The organism is Acinetobacter sp. Brlt_5 (assembly GCF_051949055.1).
GTDB lineage: Bacteria > Pseudomonadota > Gammaproteobacteria > Pseudomonadales > Moraxellaceae > Acinetobacter > Acinetobacter indicus.
This window is the reverse complement of the sequence record NZ_JAYJLP010000010.1, coordinates 38,551-63,449: the sequence shown is the minus strand read 5'-3', so window position 1 is coordinate 63,449 and position 24,899 is coordinate 38,551. Positions and strand designations below refer to the sequence as shown.

Annotated in this window: 26 protein-coding genes; 15 read left to right on the top strand and 11 right to left on the bottom strand. The window is 46.9% G+C overall.

All coding sequences use genetic code 11. The features are described 5' to 3' along the window. Positions 1 to 39: 39 nt before the first annotated feature. Both VF685_RS08445 and VF685_RS08440 read right to left on the bottom strand, forming a co-directional pair. Positions 40 to 657 carry a LysE family translocator gene (locus VF685_RS08445; protein ID WP_171065068.1) on the bottom strand — a complete coding sequence of 206 codons (618 nt, stop codon included), beginning with the start codon at positions 655 to 657 and terminating at the stop codon, positions 40 to 42. A gap of 49 nt (positions 658 to 706) precedes the next feature. Then, positions 707 to 1,198 carry a DUF1289 domain-containing protein gene (locus tag VF685_RS08440; protein WP_075174416.1) on the bottom strand — a complete coding sequence of 164 codons (492 nt, stop codon included), beginning with the start codon at positions 1,196 to 1,198 and terminating at the stop codon, positions 707 to 709. A 199-nt stretch (positions 1,199 to 1,397) separates the two neighbouring features. Here VF685_RS08440 and trhO point away from each other — a divergent pair, with 199 nt between their 5' ends. The 5 genes from trhO to VF685_RS08415 all read left to right on the top strand — a co-directional run bounded on the left by trhO (position 1,398) and on the right by VF685_RS08415 (position 4,821). Beyond that, the gene (gene trhO / locus VF685_RS08435) at positions 1,398 to 2,330 is read left to right on the top strand and encodes an oxygen-dependent tRNA uridine(34) hydroxylase TrhO (RefSeq protein WP_005176153.1); all 933 of its coding nucleotides are present in this window, start codon (positions 1,398 to 1,400) and stop codon (positions 2,328 to 2,330) included. A 209-nt stretch (positions 2,331 to 2,539) separates the two neighbouring features. Then, positions 2,540 to 2,842, top strand: a complete 303-nt coding sequence (locus VF685_RS08430; RefSeq protein ID WP_005176151.1) for a hypothetical protein — start codon at positions 2,540 to 2,542, stop codon at positions 2,840 to 2,842. A 74-nt stretch (positions 2,843 to 2,916) separates the two neighbouring features. Beyond that, positions 2,917 to 3,531, top strand: a complete 615-nt coding sequence (locus tag VF685_RS08425; protein WP_005176142.1) for a DedA family protein — start codon at positions 2,917 to 2,919, stop codon at positions 3,529 to 3,531. Positions 3,532 to 3,570: 39 nt separating this feature from the next. Continuing rightward, complete coding sequence (locus tag VF685_RS08420) at positions 3,571 to 3,978, top strand: ABZJ_00895 family protein (RefSeq protein WP_075167535.1); 408 nt, start codon at positions 3,571 to 3,573, stop codon at positions 3,976 to 3,978. A gap of 282 nt (positions 3,979 to 4,260) precedes the next feature. Further along, on the top strand, positions 4,261 to 4,821 hold the full coding sequence (locus VF685_RS08415) for a glycine zipper domain-containing protein (RefSeq protein ID WP_016659900.1): 561 nt from the start codon (positions 4,261 to 4,263) through the stop codon (positions 4,819 to 4,821). Positions 4,822 to 4,881: 60 nt separating this feature from the next. On the opposite strand, the gene VF685_RS08410 is transcribed toward VF685_RS08415, so the two are convergent. Further along, positions 4,882 to 5,406 (bottom strand): YecA/YgfB family protein, encoded by a 525-nt coding sequence (locus tag VF685_RS08410; protein WP_005176137.1) that lies wholly within the window; start codon positions 5,404 to 5,406, stop codon positions 4,882 to 4,884. A gap of 69 nt (positions 5,407 to 5,475) precedes the next feature. Next, on the bottom strand, positions 5,476 to 5,682 hold the full coding sequence (locus VF685_RS08405) for a PA3496 family putative envelope integrity protein (RefSeq protein WP_005176134.1): 207 nt from the start codon (positions 5,680 to 5,682) through the stop codon (positions 5,476 to 5,478). A gap of 374 nt (positions 5,683 to 6,056) precedes the next feature. On the opposite strand from VF685_RS08405, the gene rpoD reads away from it, so the two are divergent. The 6 genes from rpoD to VF685_RS08375 all read left to right on the top strand — a co-directional run bounded on the left by rpoD (position 6,057) and on the right by VF685_RS08375 (position 12,618). Then, positions 6,057 to 7,943, top strand: coding sequence for an RNA polymerase sigma factor RpoD (gene rpoD / locus VF685_RS08400; protein WP_163142590.1), 1,887 nt, complete (start codon positions 6,057 to 6,059; stop codon positions 7,941 to 7,943). Between the two features lie 113 nt (positions 7,944 to 8,056). Continuing rightward, positions 8,057 to 8,350: a YbeD family protein gene (locus VF685_RS08395; RefSeq protein WP_019837061.1), complete on the top strand. Its 294-nt coding sequence runs from the start codon at positions 8,057 to 8,059 to the stop codon at positions 8,348 to 8,350. Between the two features lie 139 nt (positions 8,351 to 8,489). Then, positions 8,490 to 9,149 carry a lipoyl(octanoyl) transferase LipB gene (gene lipB, locus VF685_RS08390; RefSeq protein WP_163142595.1) on the top strand — a complete coding sequence of 220 codons (660 nt, stop codon included), beginning with the start codon at positions 8,490 to 8,492 and terminating at the stop codon, positions 9,147 to 9,149. Between the two features lie 81 nt (positions 9,150 to 9,230). Further along, the gene (locus VF685_RS08385; RefSeq protein WP_005176124.1) at positions 9,231 to 9,764 is read left to right on the top strand and encodes a hypothetical protein; all 534 of its coding nucleotides are present in this window, start codon (positions 9,231 to 9,233) and stop codon (positions 9,762 to 9,764) included. A 1-nt stretch (position 9,765) separates the two neighbouring features. After that, entirely contained in the window at positions 9,766 to 10,950 is a 1,185-nt protein-coding gene (locus VF685_RS08380; protein ID WP_005176121.1) for an iron-containing alcohol dehydrogenase, read from the top strand. A gap of 270 nt (positions 10,951 to 11,220) precedes the next feature. Further along, entirely contained in the window at positions 11,221 to 12,618 is a 1,398-nt protein-coding gene (locus tag VF685_RS08375) for an APC family permease (RefSeq protein WP_005176119.1), read from the top strand. 155 nt (positions 12,619 to 12,773) lie between these two features. On the opposite strand, the gene VF685_RS08370 is transcribed toward VF685_RS08375, so the two are convergent. The 7 genes from VF685_RS08370 to rplU form a co-directional block, all read right to left on the bottom strand. Next, positions 12,774 to 13,253 carry a tRNA (cytidine(34)-2'-O)-methyltransferase gene (locus VF685_RS08370; RefSeq protein WP_005176117.1) on the bottom strand — a complete coding sequence of 160 codons (480 nt, stop codon included), beginning with the start codon at positions 13,251 to 13,253 and terminating at the stop codon, positions 12,774 to 12,776. Positions 13,254 to 13,494: 241 nt separating this feature from the next. Beyond that, complete coding sequence (gene cysG / locus VF685_RS08365; RefSeq protein ID WP_005176113.1) at positions 13,495 to 14,877, bottom strand: siroheme synthase CysG; 1,383 nt, start codon at positions 14,875 to 14,877, stop codon at positions 13,495 to 13,497. 81 nt (positions 14,878 to 14,958) lie between these two features. Further along, entirely contained in the window at positions 14,959 to 16,230 is a 1,272-nt protein-coding gene (gene serS, locus VF685_RS08360; protein WP_016659896.1) for a serine--tRNA ligase, read from the bottom strand. Positions 16,231 to 16,349: 119 nt separating this feature from the next. Beyond that, positions 16,350 to 17,264, bottom strand: a complete 915-nt coding sequence (locus VF685_RS08355) for an RsiV family protein (RefSeq protein WP_440203606.1) — start codon at positions 17,262 to 17,264, stop codon at positions 16,350 to 16,352. Between the two features lie 582 nt (positions 17,265 to 17,846). Beyond that, complete coding sequence (lolA, locus tag VF685_RS08350; RefSeq protein WP_286384968.1) at positions 17,847 to 18,539, bottom strand: outer membrane lipoprotein chaperone LolA; 693 nt, start codon at positions 18,537 to 18,539, stop codon at positions 17,847 to 17,849. A 218-nt stretch (positions 18,540 to 18,757) separates the two neighbouring features. After that, positions 18,758 to 19,009: a 50S ribosomal protein L27 gene (rpmA, locus tag VF685_RS08345; protein WP_005176106.1), complete on the bottom strand. Its 252-nt coding sequence runs from the start codon at positions 19,007 to 19,009 to the stop codon at positions 18,758 to 18,760. A gap of 19 nt (positions 19,010 to 19,028) precedes the next feature. Beyond that, positions 19,029 to 19,340: a 50S ribosomal protein L21 gene (rplU, locus tag VF685_RS08340; protein ID WP_005176105.1), complete on the bottom strand. Its 312-nt coding sequence runs from the start codon at positions 19,338 to 19,340 to the stop codon at positions 19,029 to 19,031. 443 nt (positions 19,341 to 19,783) lie between these two features. Here rplU and sdsA point away from each other — a divergent pair, with 443 nt between their 5' ends. From sdsA to VF685_RS08320, 4 genes are all read left to right on the top strand, one after another. After that, positions 19,784 to 20,761, top strand: a complete 978-nt coding sequence (gene sdsA / locus VF685_RS08335; RefSeq protein WP_127799648.1) for an All-trans-nonaprenyl-diphosphate synthase — start codon at positions 19,784 to 19,786, stop codon at positions 20,759 to 20,761. Positions 20,762 to 20,779: 18 nt separating this feature from the next. Then, the gene (locus tag VF685_RS08330) at positions 20,780 to 22,831 is read left to right on the top strand and encodes a site-specific recombinase (RefSeq protein WP_160241549.1); all 2,052 of its coding nucleotides are present in this window, start codon (positions 20,780 to 20,782) and stop codon (positions 22,829 to 22,831) included. Between the two features lie 152 nt (positions 22,832 to 22,983). Next, positions 22,984 to 23,598, top strand: coding sequence for a phosphatase PAP2 family protein (locus VF685_RS08325; protein WP_005176089.1), 615 nt, complete (start codon positions 22,984 to 22,986; stop codon positions 23,596 to 23,598). A 29-nt stretch (positions 23,599 to 23,627) separates the two neighbouring features. Next, positions 23,628 to 24,893 carry an efflux RND transporter periplasmic adaptor subunit gene (locus VF685_RS08320; protein ID WP_005176086.1) on the top strand — a complete coding sequence of 422 codons (1,266 nt, stop codon included), beginning with the start codon at positions 23,628 to 23,630 and terminating at the stop codon, positions 24,891 to 24,893. Positions 24,894 to 24,899: the final 6 nt, after the last annotated feature.

Here is a 24,899-nt window from a genome sequence, read left to right as displayed (position 1 = left end):
ATTGCGGGCTTTTTTATGACGTCAATATTCATAGATCATTTAAAACAGATACTGTCCTGCTGTGCTAATCAGGCCATATAGCGCAATCAGAATTAAAAGAGCACCACACAGCGCCAGTACCGGCCGATAACCGCGTGACAGCGTTAAACGGTAAAAACCCAAATACAACAAAGACAAAGTCAGAAAATCCAGTACAATCCAGCTGGCGGTCAGCAAGATTAGACTATCATTAAAATGATTGGTGACCTGAATAAATTGCGGGAAAAAGGCACTAAAAAACAGAATATCTTTCGGATTGGAAATCCCGACCAGAAAACCCTGCCGAAATCCGCCTACAGCGCTGGCCGTCTCCTGTTTCGGTCCGGCCGCTGCCCGGCTTTCCTTGAGAATGTCCACCCCCAAATAGGCAATATAGACACAGCCTAGCAGCTTAATTAAATCCAGCCAGAAGGCCTGAATATTGAAGATGCCTTTTAAAATCAGCACCGAGCAGGCAATTAACAGCAAAGAAGCTAAATTAGTCCCGACAATGGTCTGAAACGCCCGCCGGTAACCACCTTTGAGTCCGGCACCAATCACCAGCATCATCACCGGGCCTGGGGTGGCAATCATGATCACCACCGCCAGACAGTACAACAGATATTCAGCCATATTGATCATCTGTGGTACTCCTGCGCTACTCTTGCTTAAACCTTAGGATGAAAAACTAGTCATCCTCTTCCAGACTGACTTTTAATAAATGCTGGCTAATGCCATCGGCACGTAAAAATGCCAGGTCATAACTCGCAGTCGCCAGTGCCAGTACCCGACGCTCAAATTCCTGCCACAGTGGTTTAACCTGCGCGGCCTGAATACCAAGACCACTGTCATCGGCCAGATGCTTGTTTTTTTCACATAATTTGAGCGCATGATATAACTTGCGGCCTGCGCTGGCATCGGGACGTAAACGCACCCGCTTTGACAGGACAAAATGCTCTACCTGCGGCAAGCGGGCAAATGGCAACATCGGCACCAGAATCTGGTCCAGCTGGGCATCCAGACGCTGCCAGACAGCCGTTTGCTGTTCGGGGGTATAGCCATTCCAGCGTATCACTTCATGATTAAAACGACGACAACCACGACACACTGAATCACCAAATACCGTAGAGCAGCGGCCTGCACACGGGGTCAATGAGGCGATTCGACGATCCGTACTCAAAATATACTCCAGAAAAGCGCAGTAATGCCGGCCTGAATGCGGCCGTATTACTTTTGGTAAAATCATAGGCGAGGATAGGCATCATAGCCGACTCTATCGCAGATTTAAAACCATATTTCTGTTCTGGATTTCTCGCTATCTGGGCACTTTCACGCTAAAATATGCCCCTCAAATTTTTTATATCACATTGGAGTACTCCATGAACGCTACTGTAGAACAGCTTGCACCTGTAGAACAGCAAGCGACCTCTGGTTGGGTTGTTGCCGCACTTTATCAATTCAAAGAAGTTCAAGATCCTGCGGATCTACAACAACGTCTTTTAGACTTGGTAAATAGCATCAACCTGTGCGGTACTCTCATTGTGGCGGGTGAAGGGATTAATGGTACGGTGGCGGGCGACCGCGAAGCCATTGATCAGGTACATCAGTTTCTTTTAAACGAAGGCTTTAGCGCGATGGAATATAAAGAGTCGCACAGCGCCGACAAGCCTTTCCGTAAAATGAAAATCAAGCTGAAAAAAGAAATTGTGACTTTGGGTGTAGAGGTCAAACCACGTGATCTGGTCGGCCATTATCTGGACCCGAAAGAATGGAACGAACTGATTGCACGTGATGACGTAATTTTAATTGATACCCGCAATGACTATGAATACAAGGCCGGGACTTTTAAAGGCGCGATTGATCCACAAACTGAAACCTTCCGTGAATTTCCAGACTATGTGAAAAAAGAACTGGAACAGCACAAAGACAAGAAAATTGCCATGTTCTGTACCGGTGGGATTCGCTGTGAAAAATCCACTTCGTTATTGCTGCAAGAGGGCTTCCAGGAAGTTTATCATCTGAAAGGCGGTATTTTGAAATACCTCGAAGAAACCCCGGCAGAAGAAAGCCTGTGGGAAGGTGAATGTTTCGTATTTGATGGTCGTACTGCGGTTACGCATGGTGTGGAAGAAGGTCAAAATACCAAGTGTCATGCCTGTGGTTGGCCTTTACTGCCAGAAGAAGTGGCAGAACCAAGCTATGAACACGGCGTATCTTGTAAATACTGTATTGATAAAACCACAGAAAAACAGAAAGCCGGCTTCCGTATGCGTCAATCTCAGATTGCAGCGGCAAAACGCAAACGTCTGTAATAATGTAAACCAGTACAAATAATTTTACAAAAAGCCCTATTTATAGGGCTTTTTTTACGTCTATTCACATACCAGAATCAATTCAATACCAAAGCACCCTCTGGTACTAACAGAAGCCAGTCATGCTTAGGCTAAACTCCAAATCACAACAAAAACAATGCAGTTTTATTTTGACGTACAGATTCTCACCCATGGACAAGGATTGACTTATGCAAAGAACGATAACAACACGCTATAAACACCAATTCCGTACTGCCTTACTGCAACGAGCGCATCAGCAGCAAGATCTGCAATTGCACCACCTGAAACAGCAGCTTGAACAGCGTTCACACTTGTTTATTGTGGGGTTTGGCACCGTGCTCGGCGCGATTCTGGCAATGTTTATTGCCTATCACCTTTCCAATATCTGGAGTGGTTACCTGATTGTCGCTGTCTTGCCGCTGCTGGTGGCGTATGGGCTTCGAAAAGTCTATGTGCACACCCTGTCGCATACCGCTGAGGAAGATTTTTAGTTACGTTTCAGCTCTTTACTGAAAAACCAATCCTCTTTAGCATGAAGGTCTAATTTTTAGGCCTTCTTGACTTTATGAACCTGACCGAATGGATTATTTCCATTATGGAACAGCTGGGCTACTTCGGTATTGCCCTGCTTATGTTTCTGGACAACGTATTCCCCCCTATTCCTTCCGAAATTATTATGCCTTCTGCTGGTTATTCGGCCTCACAAGGTGAATTACTGTTTGTTGGTGTCGTGGTTGCCGGCTGTTTCGGTTCGCTACTGGCCGCGGCCTTGCTGTACTGGGTCGGCTATAAATTCGAACATGATGCGATTTTCCGCTTTGTCGACCGCTACGGAAAATACCTGTTCCTAAAATCGGCCGATGTCAAAAAATCACTGGACTGGTTCGAGCAGTATGGGCATCGCATTGTCTTTGCCGGACGCATGATTCCGGCGGTACGCTCTTTAATTAGTATTCCCGCCGGCATGAGCCGGATGCCCTTCTGGAAATTCATGTTCTACAGCAGCCTCGGCACCATCATCTGGACCACTTTTCTGGCTGCGGTCGGGTTTTATTTTGGCGAAAATCAGGCGCTGATGCAGAAAATTTTTAGCCAGGTCGGCTATGTCATTATTGCAATTGTGATTGCGATTATCGGCTGGATTCTATACCGTAGGTATATGCGTAAACGCGCTTCGTGATGTGCATTGGCCTGCCTATAGGCCAAACTTGGGGATTCAATGAAACACTATTTGCTGCATTTGGCTGCGGTCTACAGCATTGCGCTGGTCCTGCTGACCATGGTTCTGGTTTATGGTTTAAATCTTGGGGTATTAACCCTTTTTCCAACACTGGTGGTAGTCGCGCTGATCAATGCCAAACATTTTGTAAAACGTGAAAAACGCCTACCGACCTCAGATGAAAGAATTCAGCTGATTTGGGGCAGCAGTGCCGTGGCCATCATTATTGGCAGCCTGTTTATCTTTTTTATGGTGCTGATGAACCCCTATGCGGAGCAGATTATTCAATCGGCTGAGAAAATGGGACTGGCCCTCATGGCAGTGTTGATGCTATGTATGGTCGCCATCCATGGTGCAGTATTTTATGCCGCCTATGTCTGGTATGCCGCTTATTGCGCCAAACAGTAGTTAGCAATTTCAAACACTAATCAAATATGCTTTAGAAATTCTGTTGTGCAGATGGGTGGCTTCCGGACAGCGCATCTGCATAGAAAATTTAACTGTATGTAAGTAAGCCCTGCTTTTCGTCACCAGAAACCGACATAAGTTATTTATCTTAACGTGAAAGGTGCAATTCTCCTGCCCGCGCCGGGTGCTGTCTGATCTAAGTTAAAACTCAAGAGATCCGATTGATCTTAATTTTTTGATTCATTTTACTTAGATCATCATCAGCCCCAAGAGGATACAGACATGACGAATCCAGAAATAGAAACCCAGCGCCAGCAGGAACAAAAACGCGAACAGGTCAAACAGCTACCGAAACAGCAGCAGCAACAGCTGAATGCCAACCCGAAAACCGGTGAAACCGGCACCCATCCGGTGGGCACCGGTGTCGGTGCGGTCGGCGGTGCAGCCACAGGTGCCGCAGTCGGAGCCACCACCGGCCCGATTGGCGCAGTGGTCGGAGGTACCATTGGTGCCGTGGTGGGCGGTCTGGTTGGTAAAACCGCTGCAGAAGCCGAAAACCCGACCGAAGGTGATGAAGATATTTACTGGCGTGAACACAGCCAGAGCCAGCCTTACTATACCAGCCTGCAAAACACACATCCGGACTTAAGCTATGAGCGCGATTATCAGGCCGCCTATCGGGTCGGTTATGCCCAGCGCTCACGCTATGAACCGGGTACACGCTTTGAAGATGTAGAACCCGATTTACGCAGCGAATGGGAGTCCACCAAGGGCGATACCCGTTTGGCCTGGGAAGATGCCAAACATGCGGTGCGTGATGCCTGGAACCGTATGACCCGCTAATGTAATCCGGCTATAAAAAAACACCTCCGAGGAGGTGTTTTTTTATTTATTCGGTTTGCATCAGTTTGGAGTGTGATACATCAAATACAGTTCATTAAGGTTGTCCGGAATTTCTTCCGCCAGCTCATCCATTAACTGACCATTACGACGGAAGCTTTCCATTTGCGGGTCTTCTTCATCAATGCCGCTAAACACCATGATTGGTAAAGTCAGATCTACCAGCTGTTCTTCAAATTCTGGCGTGAACCAGGCTTCTTCATTCAGGAACATGGCATCCACAAAGCCCACACTCCAGTCGCCCAAACTTGATTCTACATCTGCTTCTTCAATTTCGAATGGAAATTCAATGCCTTCTTCATTGGCCAGGTTTTGACGAATGGATTCGAGCCAGGTTTTCACCTGCGCTACGATTTCTGCCGGCACTTTTTTCTGGTTGCCTTCAAACAGTTCATCCAGCCATTGGTCAAATTGCGGGCCGACTGCAATGGCACACAAAAAACCATGAGTGGCAGCAAAATCTAGACCGTATTCGTTCTGGTCACCATCTAGATATTCACTCAACAGGTCTAAATCTAAAGCACTCATCTTAAATCCAAAAATCGTCTATACAAGGTATAGCATAGCATTTTCCGAAGACTTTACTGAACCCAAATTTCAGTCATCTTCGTCGTCAAAATCATCTTCGTCGAAGTCATAATCAAAATCCTTGAGATCACGCTCCAGTCGACGCTGTGCCAGCAGATCATCAATCAGGCGACGTTTTTCTAACGATTCTTTCGCACTGATTTTACCTGCCGCTTCATCGAAGCTGACATCATCATCACCGTAGTTATCATCTAGTTCAAAATCTGTTGAAGACACTAAAACTACCTCAGAATGAAAAAATGTGAATGGGTTTAGCCGCTATTTATCTGCCTTTGAAAAAGTTGTCAAGTTTTATTTATATTTTTTGTTTTTCCCGACTATTTTTGGCTTGTATTTCGCGCTAAAATTTGTGTATTTATGAAGACCTTATCTGAATAAGTATAGTTTAAAGCATATGACAAGAATATTTCGCGGACAAAACGGATGCCAGACTTGAAAACCGGGCAAGATGCCCCATATTCCTATTCAGTTTTGCTTTCAAACATTTTTATAAAATCATGCTTGATTGATCAAATCAGAAACTTTTACAGCAAATTGTGCTATCATGCACGGTTTTTCACTGCCACAGATTCAACGAAGAGTAAGCAAAGATGAGCGATATGACTTCCCCTACTTCGCAAGTAGCGGCTCTGATTAGCCGAGGCAAAGAGCAAGGTTACCTAACTTATGCCGAGGTTAACGATCATCTCCCAGACTCAATCACGGAAAGCGAACAGATTGAAGACATCATCCAGATGCTTCAGGACGTGGGCATTCCTGTGCATGAACGTGCACCTGAATCTGATGATGCGATGTTCGAAGACACCACAGAAGCTGCAGATGAAGTCGCTGAAGAAGAAGCAGCGGCAGTACTGGCTTCTGTAGAAAATGAGCCTGGCCGTACCACGGACCCTGTGCGTATGTATATGCGTGAAATGGGGACTGTTGAGCTGTTAACGCGAGAAGGCGAAATTAGTATCGCGAAACGTATTGAAGAAGGCATCCGTGATGTGCTGCATTCAATTGCGTACTGGCCAAATGCCGTTGAAGTGGTTCTACAAGAATACAAAGATTATGAAAATGGCGAACGCCGCCTGGCCGATCTGCTTTCAGGTTACTTAGATCCTGAAACCGATGAAGAAATTCCGGAAGTACAGGAAGATGAAGCCGTGCTCGACGATGAAGAAGAATCGAGCAGCAAGAGCACCAAAGATGTCAAACTTGATGACGACGATGAAGAAGAAGAGTCAGAATCGGATGATGATTCTGAAGCGGATTCTGGTCCGGACCCTGAAATTGCCAAAGTACGTTTTGCCGAGCTGACTGAAGCCTGGAAAAACACCAAAGACGTCATTGCAAAGCATGGCCGTAACAGCAAAGAAGCGGAAGCTGCGTTACAGGCTCTGGCCAGCGTGTTCATGATGTTCAAATTTGCGCCGCGCCTGTTTGATATTATTTCAGAAATGATTCGTGGCACGCATGACCAGATTCGTGCAGCAGAACGTGAAGTGATGCGTTATGCAGTACGTCGTGGCCGTATGGACCGTACCCAGTTCCGTACGACTTTCCCGGGTCAGGAATCTAATCCGGCATGGTTAGACGAACAGATTGCCAAAGCTCCTGCAGAGATGAAAGGCTACCTGGAAAAAGTGCGTCCTGACGTACTGGCCTTCCAGCAAAAAATTGCCGACATCGAAAAAGAGTTGGGTCTGAATGTTAAAGACATTAAAGACATTGCCAAACGTATGGCGGTGGGTGAAGCCAAAGCACGTCGCGCCAAGAAAGAAATGGTCGAAGCCAACTTGCGTCTGGTGATCTCGATTGCCAAGAAATACACCAACCGCGGCTTGCAGTTCCTGGATCTGATTCAGGAAGGTAACATCGGTCTGATGAAAGCGGTAGACAAGTTTGAATACCGTCGTGGTTACAAGTTCTCGACTTATGCGACTTGGTGGATTCGTCAGGCGATCACACGTTCGATTGCCGATCAGGCACGTACCATCCGTATTCCGGTACACATGATTGAAACCATTAACAAGATTAACCGTGTTTCTCGTCAGTTGTTGCAGGAAATGGGCCGCGAACCGACACCGGAAGAACTCGGTGAACGTCTGGAAATGGACGAAGTGAAGGTACGTAAAGTCCTGAAAATTGCCAAAGAACCGATTTCCATGGAAACGCCAATTGGTGATGATGAAGATTCGCATTTGGGTGACTTTATTGAAGACAGCAACATCACCTCTCCAGTCGATGCAGCGACTTCAGAAGGCTTAAAAGAAGCAACACGCGAAGTGCTTGAAAACTTGACTGAACGTGAAGCCAAAGTTCTGAAAATGCGTTTTGGTATTGATATGCCAACCGATCATACTTTGGAAGAAGTTGGGAAGCAGTTTGATGTGACCCGTGAACGTATCCGTCAGATTGAAGCCAAAGCCTTACGTAAACTTCGTCACCCTTCTCGTTCTGAACACTTACGCTCGTTCTTGGAAAATGACTAAGATTGCTGCATAAATGAGCTATTGAAATTTTTAAATTCAGCCTCATTTATTCAACAAGACAAAAAACGCCTGCCCTATGCAGGCGTTTGATATAGAGATAGAGACACACGCTTATGACGTTATTCAACCGTACCCCATCTCGTGAACTACAAGAGCATCTTTGGGTGTTTCCAATGGATTACCCAATTAAACTCATTGGTGACGCGGGTGATGAACTGCGTATTGCTGTGGTTGAAATTTTAGTGAAGCACTTCCCTGAGTTTGATGCACAAAGCATCAGCATTACCCCATCACGCACAGGCAAGTATCATTCAATTACAGCACAATTGCGTTTTGAAGAATTGGAACAAGTGCATGCCATTTATGCAGATTTGGCAGCTTGCCCACTGATTAAAACCGCGCTTTAAGTTTCAAAAAAACACGCTTCATGCGTGTTTTTTTATGGCGTGCCGTGCAAGCGCAGTAATTTAAAGCAGGCACACTCCTATTCCTATTCTGAATCATTATAATTCACATCAGCAGATTTCATTTTTAAGGACGCAGCCTGTGACCGATGCGCTTCAAAAACCGACCCTCATTATTCGCCAGTATTCGCAATTAACACCGTATCAAGACCGCTTTTTAGAGATGAAGCAGTTGACTGAACAGCGTGATGCCAATACCCCCGATGAGCTCTGGATTTTGCAGCATCATGAGGTGCTGACCCAAGGTCAGGCCGGCAAGGCAGAACATATTCTGATTCCCAGCCATATTCCGGTGGTACAAACCGACCGCGGAGGACAGGTGACTTGGCATGGTCCGGGCCAGCTGGTGGCGTATTTCCTGTTTGACCTGAACCGTTTGGGCTGGAATGTCCGCACACTGGTGTCGTATGCCGAAAACCTGATGATTGCGCTGCTCAAAAAATATAGCATTGAAGCTTATGCCAAAGCAGATGCGCCGGGTGTATATGTCGCGGAGCGTAAAATTGGCTCATTGGGCTTTAAAATCCGCAAAGGCCGTAGTTACCATGGCTTGGCGCTGAATATTGACTGCGATTTAAGCGGTTTTCAAACCATTAACCCCTGTGGGTATGCCGGTCTGGAAATGGTGCGCATTCAGGATTTAGTCCCAGACTATCCATCGTTTGAAACTTTATGCCGAGATATCATTGAAACTTTAGAGCACAGTGGTTACTTTAGTGAGGTTCAAACCATTCAAGCCTAAATGACTTTACTTTTGAATAAGAAATAAATTAGAGTATTTACTCTAAACCCAATAATAGATGTTAACAAAGGGACTCAGCGAGTGATTTCAAGCAAAACCGTGAAGCCCGCTTTGCAACAGGCCTATGTCAAACTCATGATGGATGTGATTGGCAGAGGTCTGGTGATGGCAAGCCAGGTCGATCAAGAAATAAAACAGGAAGTTGCAAAGTTTCCCGCAAATTTTATCCTGTCCATGAAAGTGTTTCCCAATGGACCTGCGTTCATTGCCCGGGTGACTGAAGATCATCAGCTCGAACTGCTGCCTGAACTGGATGGCAAACCCGATCTGGTCATTACCTTCAAGCATCTAACCCATGCCTTTTTGGTGTTCTCGTTTCAGGAAAGTACGGCACAGGCCTTTGCTCATGACCGCATGATTGCCGATGGTGACCTGTCTTATGCGATTCGTCTGGTGCGTTGCCTGAACAAAATGGAAGCCCTGATTTTACCTAAACTGCTGGCAGAGCTGGCTGTCAAACAATACCCATCCGAACTTAGCTTAAAAGAAAAACTCAGCGGAGCTGCCCATATTTACCTGAAAGTGGCTCAGTCCTATTTCCAACGGAGTGCATAACATGGCGAAGCCTTATTACGAATTTTTTTGTCCAGTCAAAGTCATTGCCGGCAATGCCGCACTGGAACACATTCCGTTTGAATTGGTGACTTTAGGCGCGAAACGCCCGCTGATCATTACCGATAAAGGGGTACGTGGTAACAACCTGCTGGCCCCGGTTGAAGCGGCTTTTGAATCAACCGATGCTGAAATTGGCTATATTTTTGATGATGTGCCACAGGATTCAAGTCTGGACACGGTACGTAAAGCCGCGCAGCTGTATCGTGACCACAACTGTGATGCCATTATTGCTGTCGGTGGTGGTTCGGTGATTGATACCTCCAAAGCCACCAATATTCTGGTAACGGAAGGCGGCGATGACCTGCTGAAATATTCAGGTGCGCACAACCTGCCAAAACCATTAAAGCCCTTCTTCGTGATTCCGACCACATCAGGCACCGGTTCAGAAGTCACCATGGTCGCTGTGGTGTCAGATACTGAAAAGAATGTCAAAATGCCATTCGCTTCTTATTACCTGATGCCACATGCCGCGATTCTGGACCCGCGCATGACCCAGACCCTGCCACCGCATTTAACGGCAATGACAGCTATGGATGCCATGACCCATGCGGTTGAAGCTTATAGCTGCATGGCCTCGAATCCGATTTCGGATGCCTATGCCACCGCCGCAATCAAGAAAATCAGCAATAACCTGTTTAAAGTGCTGGACAATCCAAGCGATGCCTATGGCCGTCTGGAACTGGCACAGGCCTCGACCATGGCTGGTATTGCCTTCTCCAATTCGATGGTGGGTCTGGTACATTCCCTCGGGCATGCCTTAGGTGCAGTGGCTCATCTGCCGCATGGACTGTGCATGAACCTGTTCTTACCCTATGTGCTGGAATACAACAAAGATGTCAATGGCGACAAAATTGCCGAACTGCTGCTGCCATTGGCCGGCCCGGATATTTATGCCCAGACTCCGGCGCATCTGCGTGCCGATAAAGCCATTGCTACCCTGCTGACCATGCGCGACCGTCTGTATGCCATGACCAAATTGCCACGCACCTTGAGTGAAACCGGCAAGGTTACAGAAGCACAGCTAGATGAAGTGGCCGAAAAAGCCCTAAACGATGGCTCGATCATTTACAACCCGAAAGAAGCCAGTCTGGAAGATTTGAAATCTATCTTAAAAAAGGCTTGGTAATTTCCAGCAAATAGGCGAATATAGCCAAAATTTCTAGAAGCCTGATGTTTTTTTAAGCATCAGGCTTTTACTATACCCAAGAAAAAGTTCTTATTTATTCAGATGATTGGCATATTTTCTGCTAAAAATTTCTGAAAAAGTTACTGACAAAAGCAACCATTTTGGAGTAGATTGGCGGACTTTTGTTTTATTGATAGGGGGGATCGTTCGTCTCAAACGATCCTTAGGAACATGACTGATCCTTGATCAACGATTAAGAGGATAACGCCGTTGACAAATATCTCTGGGACTCAATCGGCAGCTAAACTGCAAAAAACGCTAGGGCTCTGGCACATCATTATTATTGGTTTAGCATATATTCAGCCAATGACCTTATTTGACACTTTCGGTTTAGTATCGGAAGAAAGTCATTTTCATGTACCCACCTCGTATATTTTTGCCTTGGTTGCAATCTTGCTGACCTCGTTAAGCTATGGTCACATGATTCGCCGCTACCCATCTTCGGGTTCTGCCTATACTTATGCGCAGAAATCCATTCACCCCAATGTTGGCTTTATGGTGGGCTGGTCATCCTGGCTCGACTACCTGCTGTCGCCAATGGTGAATATTATTCTGGCCGTGATTTATCTGGAAGCGCTGTTCCCGGATGTTAATCATTGGGTCTGGGTCATTGTACTGACCGCGTTTATGACCGGCATCAACCTGCGTGGTGCGCGTTTTGTCGCCAACTTCAACAGTCTGATCGTATTTATCCAGCTTCTGGTCATCGCGATCTTTACCTGGATGGTATTTACCAAACTGCAGGCCGGTTTTAATGCCGATGGCCCGATTAGTGCCGAACAGCGTTATCAGCTCTGGAGCCTGGAACCATTCTGGAATGAGCTGACCTCAGTCGGTGCGCTGATTACCGGTGCTACCTTACTGTGCTTCTCCTTCACCGGTTTTGACTCGTTAAGCTCGCTGGCAGAAGAAACCAAAGATACCGAAAAGACCCTGCCAAAAGCGATTTTCCTGACTGCGTTAATTGCCGGGATCATCTTTATTGTCAGCACCTACTTCATGCAGATTTACTTCCCGAATGAACCGGGCAGCTACTTCAAAAATATTGCTGAAACTCAGCCAGAAATTCTGATGCTGGTGGGTGGTTCACTGTTCCAGTCCTATGTACTGACCTTTGCAATTGTAACGGTGATGGCTTCGGGTATTTCTGCACATGCTGGTGTATCCCGCTTAATGTACGTGATGGGCCGTGATGGCGTGATTAACAAGAAAATCTTTGGTCATATCAGCCCTCGTAACTTCACACCGTCTTATAACATTCTGATTGTGGGTGCGGTGGCCTTAACTGCGGGCTTTATGGATCTGGATTTCGTGATTTCCCTGATCAGCTTTGGTGCCCTGACTGCATTCAGTTTCGTTAACCTGTCAGTCATTTCACGCTATGCGCTACGTGATGGCCGTACCCGCAATGTTAAAGACATTCTGAACTTTGTGGTGGTGCCGCTCTGTGGTTTTATCGCGGTGTTTGCACTGTGGCTTGAAGTTGATGAAACATCATTGAAATATGGTTTATGGTGGGCAATGGCCGGTATTTTATACCTGGGTTATAAAACCAAAGGCTTTAAACACCCTGCGCCACAACACAATGAATTTGACGATAAACTCTAAGTTTAAGTCATTTAAAAAGGTGCTTCGGCACCTTTTTTTGTTTCTACGTTTCAGGTCAGGTTTTGACGGCTTGATCCTGCTCACTGAAAAATAATTCATCATAAAAAAACCAAGATCAGTGATCTTGGTTTTTTTATTCATCTTGATGGTCTGCCCTAGCTTAAAGGCTGAAAACCCTGCTGACGCCAGGCTTCATAAACAATAACTGCTGTGGCATTTGACAGGTTCAGACTGCGGGAGTTTTCTGCCATCGGCAAGCGAATCCAGTGCTCTTGTGGGAACATCAAACGCACATGCTCAGGCAAACCGCGGGTTTCTGGTCCCATCAACAAGGCCACAGGACGGTTTAAATCCGAAGTATGCGGGGTTTCTGTACCCTTGGTGGTTAATGGATACACCGCATCCACGCCTATGCCTTTGCTGGCCAAATTGGCCAGACAGTCTTCAATTGAATCCCACAGTTGCATCCGTGCCCATTCGTGGTAATCCAGACCGGCACGTTTCAGCTTTTTATCATCCAGCTCAAAACCCAGGGGCTTGACCAGATGTAACTGAGCACCGGTATTGGCACAAAGCCGGATAATATTACCGGTATTGGCAGGAATTTCAGGCTCATATAACACAACGTGGATCACTTTTTACTCACTATCTGGTTGATTTAAGCAATTAAACTTTCTTGATGGGACAAGGATGCTGTCAGGGTTAAAGCGCTATGCGGTATTGCCCTTTTGTATCTCAGGCAACCATGATTCATCATGGCCACCGCTTGACTCAGGCGCAGCCTTCACCTTGCGCTCGGGCAACGCAGTGCGTTGCTTTATCCTCTTTACTCAGGCGCAGCCTTCGCCTTGCGCTCGGGCAACACGTTGTGTTGCTTTATCCTCGCTCATGCCATTGCAGTTGTTCGCGCAGCTTCACCACTTCACCAATAATGGTCAGAGTGGGTGCCTGAATTTGATGTTCAGTAACTTTAGATGCAATATCCGCCAAAGTCCCGACCACCACTTTCTGCTCCGGTGTGGTGCCTTTAGACACCAAGGCCACTGGCATATCCGGACGCTGGCCATGGGCAATCAGTTTCTGGCAGATTTTTTCCAGTCCCACCAGTCCCATATACAGCACCAGAGTCTGGTTTTCATAGACCAGCTCGCTCCACGGCAGTTCCGGTGAACCTTCTTTTAAATGCCCGGTCAGGAAACGTACGCTTTGCGCATAGTTGCGATGGGTTAAAGGAATACCAGCATAAGCTGAACAGCCCGATGCTGCGGTAATGCCCGGCACCACCTGAAAAGCCACGCCTGCAGCAAACAGCTCTTCAATTTCTTCACCGCCACGGCCAAAAATAAACGGATCACCGCCTTTTAAACGACAAACACGTTTACCTTCCTGCGCATACTTGACCAGCAAGGCATTAATGCCCTCTTGTGGCACAGCATGGTTGGAACGTGCTTTCCCAACATAAATTTTTTCAGCATCACGGCGGCACAGCTCCATAATCGGATCAGACACCAGACGGTCGTAAATCACCACATCGGCCTGCTGCATCAAGCGTAGTGCTTTTAAGGTCAACAGTTCTGGATCACCCGGACCGGCACCGACCAGATACACTTCACCTTTTGGCGTGGTCCATTCCTGCAAAGCCTGTTCAATCAAACGATTGGCTTCTTGCAGATTGTCATTAAAGACCTGCTCTTTGAGCGGACTGGCATACAGGTTTTCCCAGAAAATCCGGCGTTCATCCGGATTCTGGATTTTGGCCTTAACCGCAGCACGCCATTGACCGGAAAAACTCACCAGTTTGCCCATGCCGTGCGGAATACTGGTTTCCAATTGGGTGCGAATCTGGCGCGACAACACCGGCGATGCACCATTCGTGGCCACTGAAATCAGCAAAGGCGAACGGTCGACAATAGCCGGCACCATAAAGCGGCAATGTGGCGGATCATCCACACTATTGACCAGCACATTTTCAGCTTCACAGGCCTCAAACACCTGACGGTTGATTGCTGCATCATCAGTGGCGGCGATCACCAGACGATACTGGCGCAGCGGAATTTCAGTATTGAAGGCAGCAGCCTCATAGTGCCCCTGGCTCTGCTGGACCAGTTCCAGTAAAGCGGCATCAATGTCCGGCGCCACCACATCAATAATAGCGCCTGCTTTTTGCAGTAAACCGGCTTTACGGTAGGCAATATGGCCGCCACCGACAATCAGACAGCGTTGCTGTTGCAACTTTAACGAGATTGGAAAAATATCCACACACTACCTCAGTAATTTAGTTCTGATTGTCTTAAGCAAATTTTGTGCACAAATTGGTGCATCCTGTACATCGACCTGAATTTAGTCGATATATTCTGCACCACCCATGTACGGACGTAGCACTTCAGGCACTTCAATTGAGCCATCCGCGCGCTGATAGTTCTCCATCACGGCCAATAAGGTGCGTCCAACCGCCAGACCTGAACCATTCAAAGTATGTACAAATTCAGTTTTCTTCTGGTCAGCACGATAACGCGCTTTCATACGACGCGCCTGGAAATCACCCATGTTGGAACACGAAGAAATTTCACGATAGGTATTCTGACTTGGCACCCACACTTCCAGGTCATAGGTTTTGGTCGCACCAAAGCCCATATCACCACCACACAGGATGATTTTACGGTACGGCAAGCCCAGCGCCTGCAAAATGCCTTCTGCATGACCGGTCAACTCTTCCAGTGCCTGCATAGAATCTTCAGGTTTAACGATTTGCACCATTTCTACTTTATCAAACTGGTGCTGACGGATTAAACCACGCGTATCACGGCCATAAGAACCGGCTTCACTGCGAAAACATGGGGTATGCGCAGCATATTTCAGCGGTAAACGGTCGGCATCAATAATTTCGTCACGGACAAAGTTGGTGACTGGCACTTCCGCGGTTGGAATTAAATAGAACTCTTTTTCGCCCTGCAGCTTAAACAGGTCTTCTTCAAATTTTGGTAATTGACCGGTACCACGTAAAGAATCGGCATTGACCAGGTACGGCACATAGGCTTCGGTATAGCCATTTTTCAGGGTATGCGTATCCAGCATAAACTGGGTTAAAGCACGTTGCAAACGCGCCAATGGCCCTTTTAAAACGCTAAAGCGAGAACCGGTCAGCTTGGTCGCGGTTTCAAATTCTAGACCACCCATCCATTCGCCTAAGTCGGTATGATCTTTAATTTCAAAATCAAATTCGCGCGGTGTGCCCCAGGTCAGGATTTCCACGTTATCGGCTTCATCTTTACCTTCCGGCACAGATTCATGTGGCAGGTTAGGAATAGTCAGTGATTTGGTTTCAATTTCCGCCTGTAATTCATTTAAAGCCACTTCGGCTGCTTTAATTTCATCACCAATGGCTGACATACGTGCCATAATTTCTGAAGCATCACCACCGGCTTTTTTAATCTGACCGACCTGTTTAGCACCGGCATTACGCTCGGCCTGTAGAGCTTCCGTTTTGGACTGGATTTCTTTACGGCGAGCTTCCAATGATGCCCATTCTTCTACATTGAGTTGCACACCACGTTTTGCCAAGGCTAAATTTACAGCCTCAATATTATTTCTGAGTAATTTCGGGTCGATCATAGCCAATCTTTTGTAAAGAAAAAAACTGGCTATAGTGTAAGCGCTTCGGGTTAAAAAATACAGTAATCCGCTTCACGGCTGGGGCTTATTACAGCAATCTGGCGCAGTTTTTTCACAATTTACTGGGCCGGATACTTCGGCAAACTTGGCAGATATTCAGCTTTAATCAGTTTGTCCACCGCATAATACGGCAGCTCCAGTTCCGGCATGCCTTCTGCATAGGAAGCCAGCTCATACAATGGATAGACAAACACCAGACCATTGGCACCATAATAGAAATTGTCACTCAGTCGCAGTTTGTCACGCTGGATGTCGTGCTCATTCAGCCAGTTGTAATTATGGTTAAACAGTTCTTGTACTAGTTTGGCTTCATTATTCGGCAGTAGAATATCCTGCAAGGCCAGACGTTTCTTGCTGTTTAAATCAAAGGTCACAAATTCCTGATGATGCATACCATGCGCCGCCCCGGCCGGATAACTATAGCTTTGCATGCTAAAGGTAGCCAGACGGCCATGCTGGCCAATATAACGTACATAGGTAGAACTCAGGCTAAGACGGTTAGGCTCCTCTGTGCTATTGGCCTCTGATGCTGACGATGCTGACGATGCTGACGATGCTGACGATGCTGACGATGCTGACGATGCTGACGATGCTGACGATGCTGACGATGCTGACGATGCTGACGATGCTGACGATGCTGACGATGCTGACGCAGTAGAAGCGGCATCTTCACTAAATGCAATCGGGTCAGCCTTTTTAATCCGCTGCATAAAATACGCATTGATCCACGGCACATTGGTATTGACCGTCTGAATATCGTATTCGGTACAGCCCTCTTCATCACAGCGCTGCTGCTGTTTCAATTCCACCGGCACCACTTTGGCCTGAATCACGGGAATGGCAGCTGCCTGAGTCTGACTTTGCTCGGCCTCCACCTGAGGTGCGGCATCCTGCTTCGGCTGACAGGCGCTTAACATTAATGCCGTGGTCAGTGCGATGGTCGTGGTGAGCAGATTTGATTTCAGATGTTGCATTGCATTTCCCCTATGTTCATGCTGCAATTTTCAGCAGTTTTCACCCCGCTAAGGCGTTGTATACGCTCAATTTAGCTATTTACCACTATATAAAACTCCTGCTGTTCGATCCTAGAGCAGTTCTGTAACCTGCAATAGAAAATGAAAAATCAACCAAAAACCATCCGCAGCGGTACATACCAAAATTTATAATATTCCATTAAAATTCATAATGATAATTTTAAAATAAAATCAAATCCTGACTGCACCCTAATCGTGCATCTGCGGCCCATTCAACGGGAAAAATAAATTATCCCAAGATTTATCCACAGAAATTGTGGATTCTTTCACAGAGCAAAAGCAGACAGATCAGCCGTGATTCTGGTTAACCCTTATTTTTGGTTAATTTTTAACCATTTTCAGGGAGGGCAATTTTTATTGCCATTTCATGCATGTCCGCATGGCTCAACTCGCTCAATTGACTTTCCGTTCAATCCTACCATTGGACGATTATTCACCTAAAAATAAAGGAGCCATTAAAATGGCTCCTCTATGTTTTTGCTTTCACAGATAAAATCTTTTTTAAGAAATGATCATCATCCCTTATTGATCAATAATATCTGTGCCTTTTGGCGAGGTGAAATTAAAGGTCGAGTTGGCAATGTTCGGGTTCACCTTCACATTGTTAAAACGTACATAGGTGGTTTGACCTAAAGAATCTTCCAGAATCATCAGGCTTGGTGCTTTGTTGGCACCGAAACTGATGGTCAGACTCTGGAAAGCACCGTCATCACTTTTTGGATACAGGGTGTAATAGGTTTTGCCTTTGTTTGGCTGGGTCACCCGGTATGACTGCATAATCTGGTTGGTATTGCCCGATAATAACAGTGCTGGCGTATTGGCAACCTGCTCATCCAGGTTTTGACGCACGGCCTGCTGCAAGTCCGGGTCATAAATCCAGACGGTTTTCCCTGAGGTCACAATGGTCTGTTTGGCCGGACTGGTGGTTTCCCAATAGAATTTACCCGGGCGCGCCACTTTCATTACGCCTTTAAATTCCTGATTCATATGCTGGGCAGTCAGGCCCTTGTTTTTAGGCGCTTTGCCGCTGGTTTTGGTGATCTGCTCAAAGTTAGCGGTCATACTTTTAATATGACTCAATTGTTTGACCAGATTGGCAGTGGCTTGCTGCTCCGATGCTGCCACAGGCGCAGCATACACAGTCGTACTCATCACTGGTGCCAGCGTTGCAGCACCCAATGCCATAGCACACATGGTTTGACGAAGCATTTTCATAGATTCACCTTTTATTGTTGCATATCGCAATGTATTCATGGACTCATCTTAAACCAAATAAAGTGCCTAAATTTAGAGAAAATAAGAAGTTTTGTATGTTTATTAATATCAAATGTTCTTTTTTATCCATCATCATGAAGATCAGGGTTGCTCTCTTTCCCGATGCGACATGCATAAAAAAACCCACAGAAAACTGTGGGTTTTTGTTCTATTGAATCTTATTCAACAGATACGTAGCGACGGCCAAATTGACCTTTCACTTCGAATTTTACTACGCCGTCAGCAGTAGCAAATAAAGTATGGTCACGGCCCATACCTACATTTGCACCAGCGTGGAATTCTGTACCACGTTGACGAACGATGATGTTACCTGCAGTTACAGTTTGACCACCGTAAACTTTAACACCTAACATCTTAGGATTCGAATCACGACCGTTCTTAGTAGAACCACCGGCTTTTTTAGATGCCATGTCTCATTACTCCTAGTGATTAGCCTGAAATACCAGTAATTTTCAACTCGGTGAACCATTGACGGTGACCTTGTTGCTTACGGTAGTGCTTACGACGACGCATTTTGATGATGCGGATTTTGTCGTGACGGCCATGGCCAACCACTTCTGCAGTTACTTTAGCGCCAGCTACAACTGGAGCACCGATTTGAATGCTATCACCGTTTACAAGCATTAATACGTCATCAAACGTAATAGTTGCGCCAGTTTCAGCTTTCAATAATTCAACTTTAAGGGTTTCACCCTCAACTACACGGTGCTGTTTACCACCGCTTTGGATTACTGCGTACATAATGTACTCCAAACATGCCCGTGTCGTCGTGCCGGTAAAGGGATATACCGATCTTAAAACGAACGCCACTGGGGTTATACAAGGGCAGAGATTTTAAGGGATAACGCTTCAAACAACAAGAGATTTAGCCAAAATATTGCATCAGCCGGCTGTTTATTTTATAAACATGCAACGAAAAGCAACAAAAATGTTCAAAACCCTACATTTTTCATTGATCTAATCAAATTGCTTGTTAGAATCGAAAACGCCAGCATGCTGATGCTATCACCGCTGCCTGTCACCGGGAGGCCATTAGCGCCAGCACGAACAGGAAAGCAGACCATTGCCTCGTACTTCATAACGACAACCACAATGGCCGCACCGCAGATTGCAGATTTCCTGTCCAGACGTTTTTCATTGTTACACTATCGTTGTTACTTGACACAATTGAGGTTCTCCTTCACATGACCATCGACTTTAAGCAAGATATTCTCGCGCCTGTTGCTTCCGATTTTGCCGCGATGGATCAGTTTATTAATGAAGGCATTACCTCAAAAGTCGCACTGGTTATGGCGGTCAGCAAGCATGTGGTAGAAGCCGGTGGCAAACGTATGCGTCCGATTATGTGTTTACTGGCAGCCAAAGCCTGCGGTGCAGAAGATCTGGAACAGGCGCGCAGACTGGCGGCGATTATTGAAATGCTGCATACCGCAACCCTGGTGCATGATGATGTGGTCGATGAATCCGGCTTGCGTCGTGGTCGTCCAACCGCCAATGCCACCTGGAATAACCAGACCGCCGTATTGGTCGGTGACTTCCTGATTTCGCGCGCCTTTGACCTGCTGGTCGATTTAAACAACATGACCTTGCTGAAAGATTTCTCGACCGGTACCTGTGAAATTGCCGAAGGTGAAGTACTACAGTTGCAATCACAGCATCAACCGGACACCACCGAACAGACGTATTTAGATATTATTCACGGCAAAACCTCGCGCCTGTTTGAACTGGCCACCGAAGGTGCCGCCATTTTAACCAACAAGCCGGAATACCGTGAACCTTTACGTGTCTTTGCCGGCCATTTTGGCAATGCCTTCCAGATCATTGACGATATTCTGGATTACACCTCAGATGCCGAAACCCTGGGTAAAAATATCGGCGATGACCTGATGGAAGGTAAACCGACCTTGCCTTTAATTGCCGCCCTGAAAAATACCACAGGTGCGCAACATGAAATTATCCGCCGCAGTATTGCTACGGGCGGAACCTCCGACCTGGCGCAGGTTATCGAGATTGTACAGACGTCAGGTGCATTGGATTATTGCCAGCAACGTGCCACGGAAGAAACCGAAGCCGCAATTGCGGCCTTAAATGCCTTGCCAGATACAATCTATCGTCAGGCCTTGGTCAATCTGGCCAAGCTGGCCCTGCACCGAATTCAATAAATAGCTTCATCCTTGCCTATGCATATAAAATTTTATGACCTATTCCTGAACATGCAGGATCAGCTGGAAACCACGCCCGCTGATCTTGACGAGCAACTGCTCATTGAGCTGGTCAACCGTATTCGACCAGCCAACACCGAAAATAGCGAAGAAATACAAGAAAAGTTTCAGGCCTTTTTACATGCCCTGCTGATTACGCCCAATGCCGCCAATACCTTACAAAGTTTTGTGCTCTGCTTAATCAGCCAGTACAAACAGACCAGCCTGTATGCCGATACCGGCATCCTGTCTTTAGATGGTTTCTGGAGCCAGCTGTTTCAGCGCCTAGGGGCGCATTTTTTACCGCTGATTAATGATCAGAGCCAGCTGCAGGACTTGCTGCGCCGCATTTTCCATCAGCGCAGTGATAAATACTGGCTGGATGATATTGAAGATCAGCAGTGGCAGCAGCTGTTTCGCCTGCTGAATCAGGGCCATCGTAATCAGGATGATAAAAAACTGATTCGTCAGGAAATCATTAAAGCCATTACCGTTCTGTCCTATCGGGTCAGCGGAATTGGTTTATATCCGGAATTTATTAATGCCCATCCGGAACTGACCGAATACGAATCACCATTTTTAGTGCAGAACCGTGAAATCAACGATTTCATTGTGCAGTATAAAAACCTGCATCAAAGTGCCGACAAATTTGAAGCGGTAATTCCACCGGATGCCTCACAGGCGCTGGTGATGATTGACCAGTGCCGTAACGTCAGCCATAAAATTCGCCGGGCCACCAAACGGATTGGGGTCAGTGTCAGCCTGACCTATTTGCTGTCCTTACTGGAACAGTGTCTGGACCGGATTGAACTGCTGCTGAACCTGATTGTTGAAGAAGATGATGTGCGTTATAGCGCCATGGGCGAGCTACTGGTCGATATTACCACCGCGCTGTATAGCGAACGCAGTGTCCGCTCCCTGCTGGCTACCAACAGTGAATTGATGGCCTTGCAGGTGACTGAAAATGCCAGTAAAACCGGTGAACATTATGTAAGTACCGACAAGGCCGGCTTTCTGGAAATGTATAAATCGGCTGCCGGGGCCGGGGTGATTATTGCCACCATGGCCACCCTTAAGGTGCTGGCGGCACGTTTAACCTTGGCGCCGCTGATGCAGGCCTTTATTAACAGCATGAACTACTCGCTGGGCTTTATGCTGATTCATGTGCTGCACTTTACTGTGGCCACCAAACAGCCGGCGATGACCGCTGCCGCACTGGCTTCGACCGTACAGCATCGCAAAGGCTCGAAAATGGCGCAAATTGCCGAGCTGGCCGCGCTGATTATCAATATTATCCGGACCCAGTTTATTGCCATTCTGGGCAATATCTCGATTGCCATTCCGGTGGCCGCCCTAATTGCCTTTATGTGGGATGCGGCGTTGCATGAGCCTTTAATGAACCATGCCAAAGCCAGCAAAATGCTGCATGACCTGAATCCGTTTACCTCTCTGGCAATTCCACACGCAGCCATTGCCGGTGTGTGTCTGTTTTTATCGGGCCTGATTGCTGGTTACTTCGATAATATGGCGGTGTATCGCAAAGTCGGACCACGGCTACAGGCGCATGCCAAACTGAAAAAATGGATGAGTCAGGAACGGCTGGACCGTTTTGCCGCCTATATTGAACGGAACTTGGGCGCACTGGCCGGTAATTTCCTGTTCGGGGTTATGCTCGGCAGTATGGGCACAATTGGTTATATTCTGGGTCTGCCTTTAGATATCCGGCATATTGCCTTTGCCTCGGCCAACTTTATTCAGGGTTTGATGAACGTCAACGGTAGTCCGGAAATTGGCCTGATTATTGTGTCTTTCCTGGGTGTACTGTTAATTGGCCTGACCAACTTATTTGTCAGCTTTACCCTCACCATTATTGTGGCCCTGCGCGCACGTCGGGTACGTTTTGAACAGTGGAAGCCATTGGCCAAACTGGTCATGACCCATTTCCTGACCCGGCCCAGTGACTTTTTCTGGCCACCGAAGCAACCTGTTGAAGTTGAAGAACAATCTGGCCCGGCCAAGGGTCATCATTAAGGAATTTGTTAATTTATTTTGTCATGTGTTAAAAAGAATTGAAAAAGAAATTAGCATAATTTATACAGGCTTGAAATGAAGTGTACTGGCGAGTACACTTTAATCCATTACCGGACTGCGCTCGGATCAGCTAAACTAACCAGGATTTCGGCATGCCTAATTTTTTGCTTTATCTCGGTGGTTTGTTGTGTTTTTTCAGCGTGTTAATGCTTTATGTTCCAGCGCTCACTGCCCTTGATTCGGCAATTGTAGACTGGTTCAGCCAGCACCGTAACGAGATGTTGAATTCACTAATGACGGGATTATCTGTCGTTGGTGGCATGCCATTTGTATTATTTTTATCCAGTCTTTGGTGTCTGTATCTGGCCAGGCAGAAGGAATATGCAAATATCGTGCTGGTCAGCATTGGACTGATGGGGAGTTTTGCCACTGCCTGGATACTCAAGTATCTGATTGCAAGAGAGCGCCCGCCAGAAATGTATCATCTGGTCAATAGCTATGGTGCCTCATTTCCCAGCGCACATAGTTTTTATGCCGCAACGCTGGGCTGTCTTGCAATTTATGTGTCAATGCAACATCCCGCACATAAAGCCATTGTAATATGTGCTGTTATGTGGATGTTGCTGATGGGAATTTCAAGAGTGTATCTTGGCGTACATTTTCCCTCAGATGTCCTGTCAGGCTGGAGCATAAGTTTTATCTGGATCACGCTGCTCTATCTGATCTTGATCAAGTACAGCCAGCGCAAACCAATGAATAATTTTTAGATAGATAAAAATCTAATTGAGGTGGAAGAATGATGTCTGCAAAGCTTTGGGCCCCTGCCCTCACTGCTTGCGCATTGGCCACAAGCATCGCGCTTGTGGGTTGTAGCAAAGATCCAAATGATGCGCAGCAAGCTGCAGCCCAGCAGCAAATGCCTCCAACAGAAGTTGGGGTCATTGTTGTACAGCCACAAAGTGTCGAGCAGTCTGTTGAACTTTCCGGCCGTACCACTGCCTTTGAAATTTCTGAAGTTCGCCCGCAAACCAGCGGTGTGGTGCAGAAACGTCTGTTTACCGAAGGCAGCTATGTACGTGAAGGTCAGGCCTTATATGAAATTGATTCACGGACCAACCGTGCATCGGTAGATAGCGCCCGTGCAGCATTGGCACGTCAGCAGGCCAATCTGAACGTCTTACGTGTCAAAGAAGGCCGTTATCGTCAATTGGTGGGCAGCAATGCCATTTCCAAACAGGAATATGATGACATTGTGGCGCAGGTGAAACTGGCAGAAGCAGATGTCGCGGCCACCCGTGCCGAACTGCGCAATGCAGAAATTAACCTGGGTTACTCAACCGTACGTGCGCCAATTTCAGGTCAGACCAACCGTTCTACCGTGACTGCAGGTGCGTTAGTGACTGCCAGCCAGCAGGAACCGCTGGTGACGATTCAGCGTCTGGACCCGATTTATGTGGATATCAACCAGTCAAGTGCTGAACTGCTACGTTTACGCCAGCAACTCAGCAAAGGTGATTTAAACAGCAGCAACAACACCACAGTCAAACTGAAACTGGAAGACGGCAGCTATTATCCGGTTGAAGGCCGTCTGGCGTTCTCCGATGCCAGCGTCAATCCGGATACGGGTACCGTGACTTTACGTGCGGTATTCCCGAATCCAAACCATCTGTTATTGCCTGGCATGTTTGCCACTGCACAAATTGTGCAAGGGGTAATTCCAAATGCCGTGCTGATTCCGCAAGCTGCCATTACCCGTACCCCAACCGGTCAGGCCATGGCGATGCTGGTCAATGCCAAAGGTGTGGTTGAACCACGTCCAGTGACCACAGCCGGTATTCAGGGTAAAGACTGGATTGTGACTGAAGGTCTGCAAACTGGCGATAAAGTTATTGTAGAAGGTATTGCCAAAGTCAAGCCGGAACAGAAAGTGGTAGCCAAACCATATCAACCGCAAGCTGCCGCGCCACAAGGTGCCCAGCAACCTGCTGCATCAGATAAGGCAAAACAACCAGCAGATCAGGCGGATGCTCAGGCTGAACAAAAAGCTACTTCAAATACATAAGGGGTA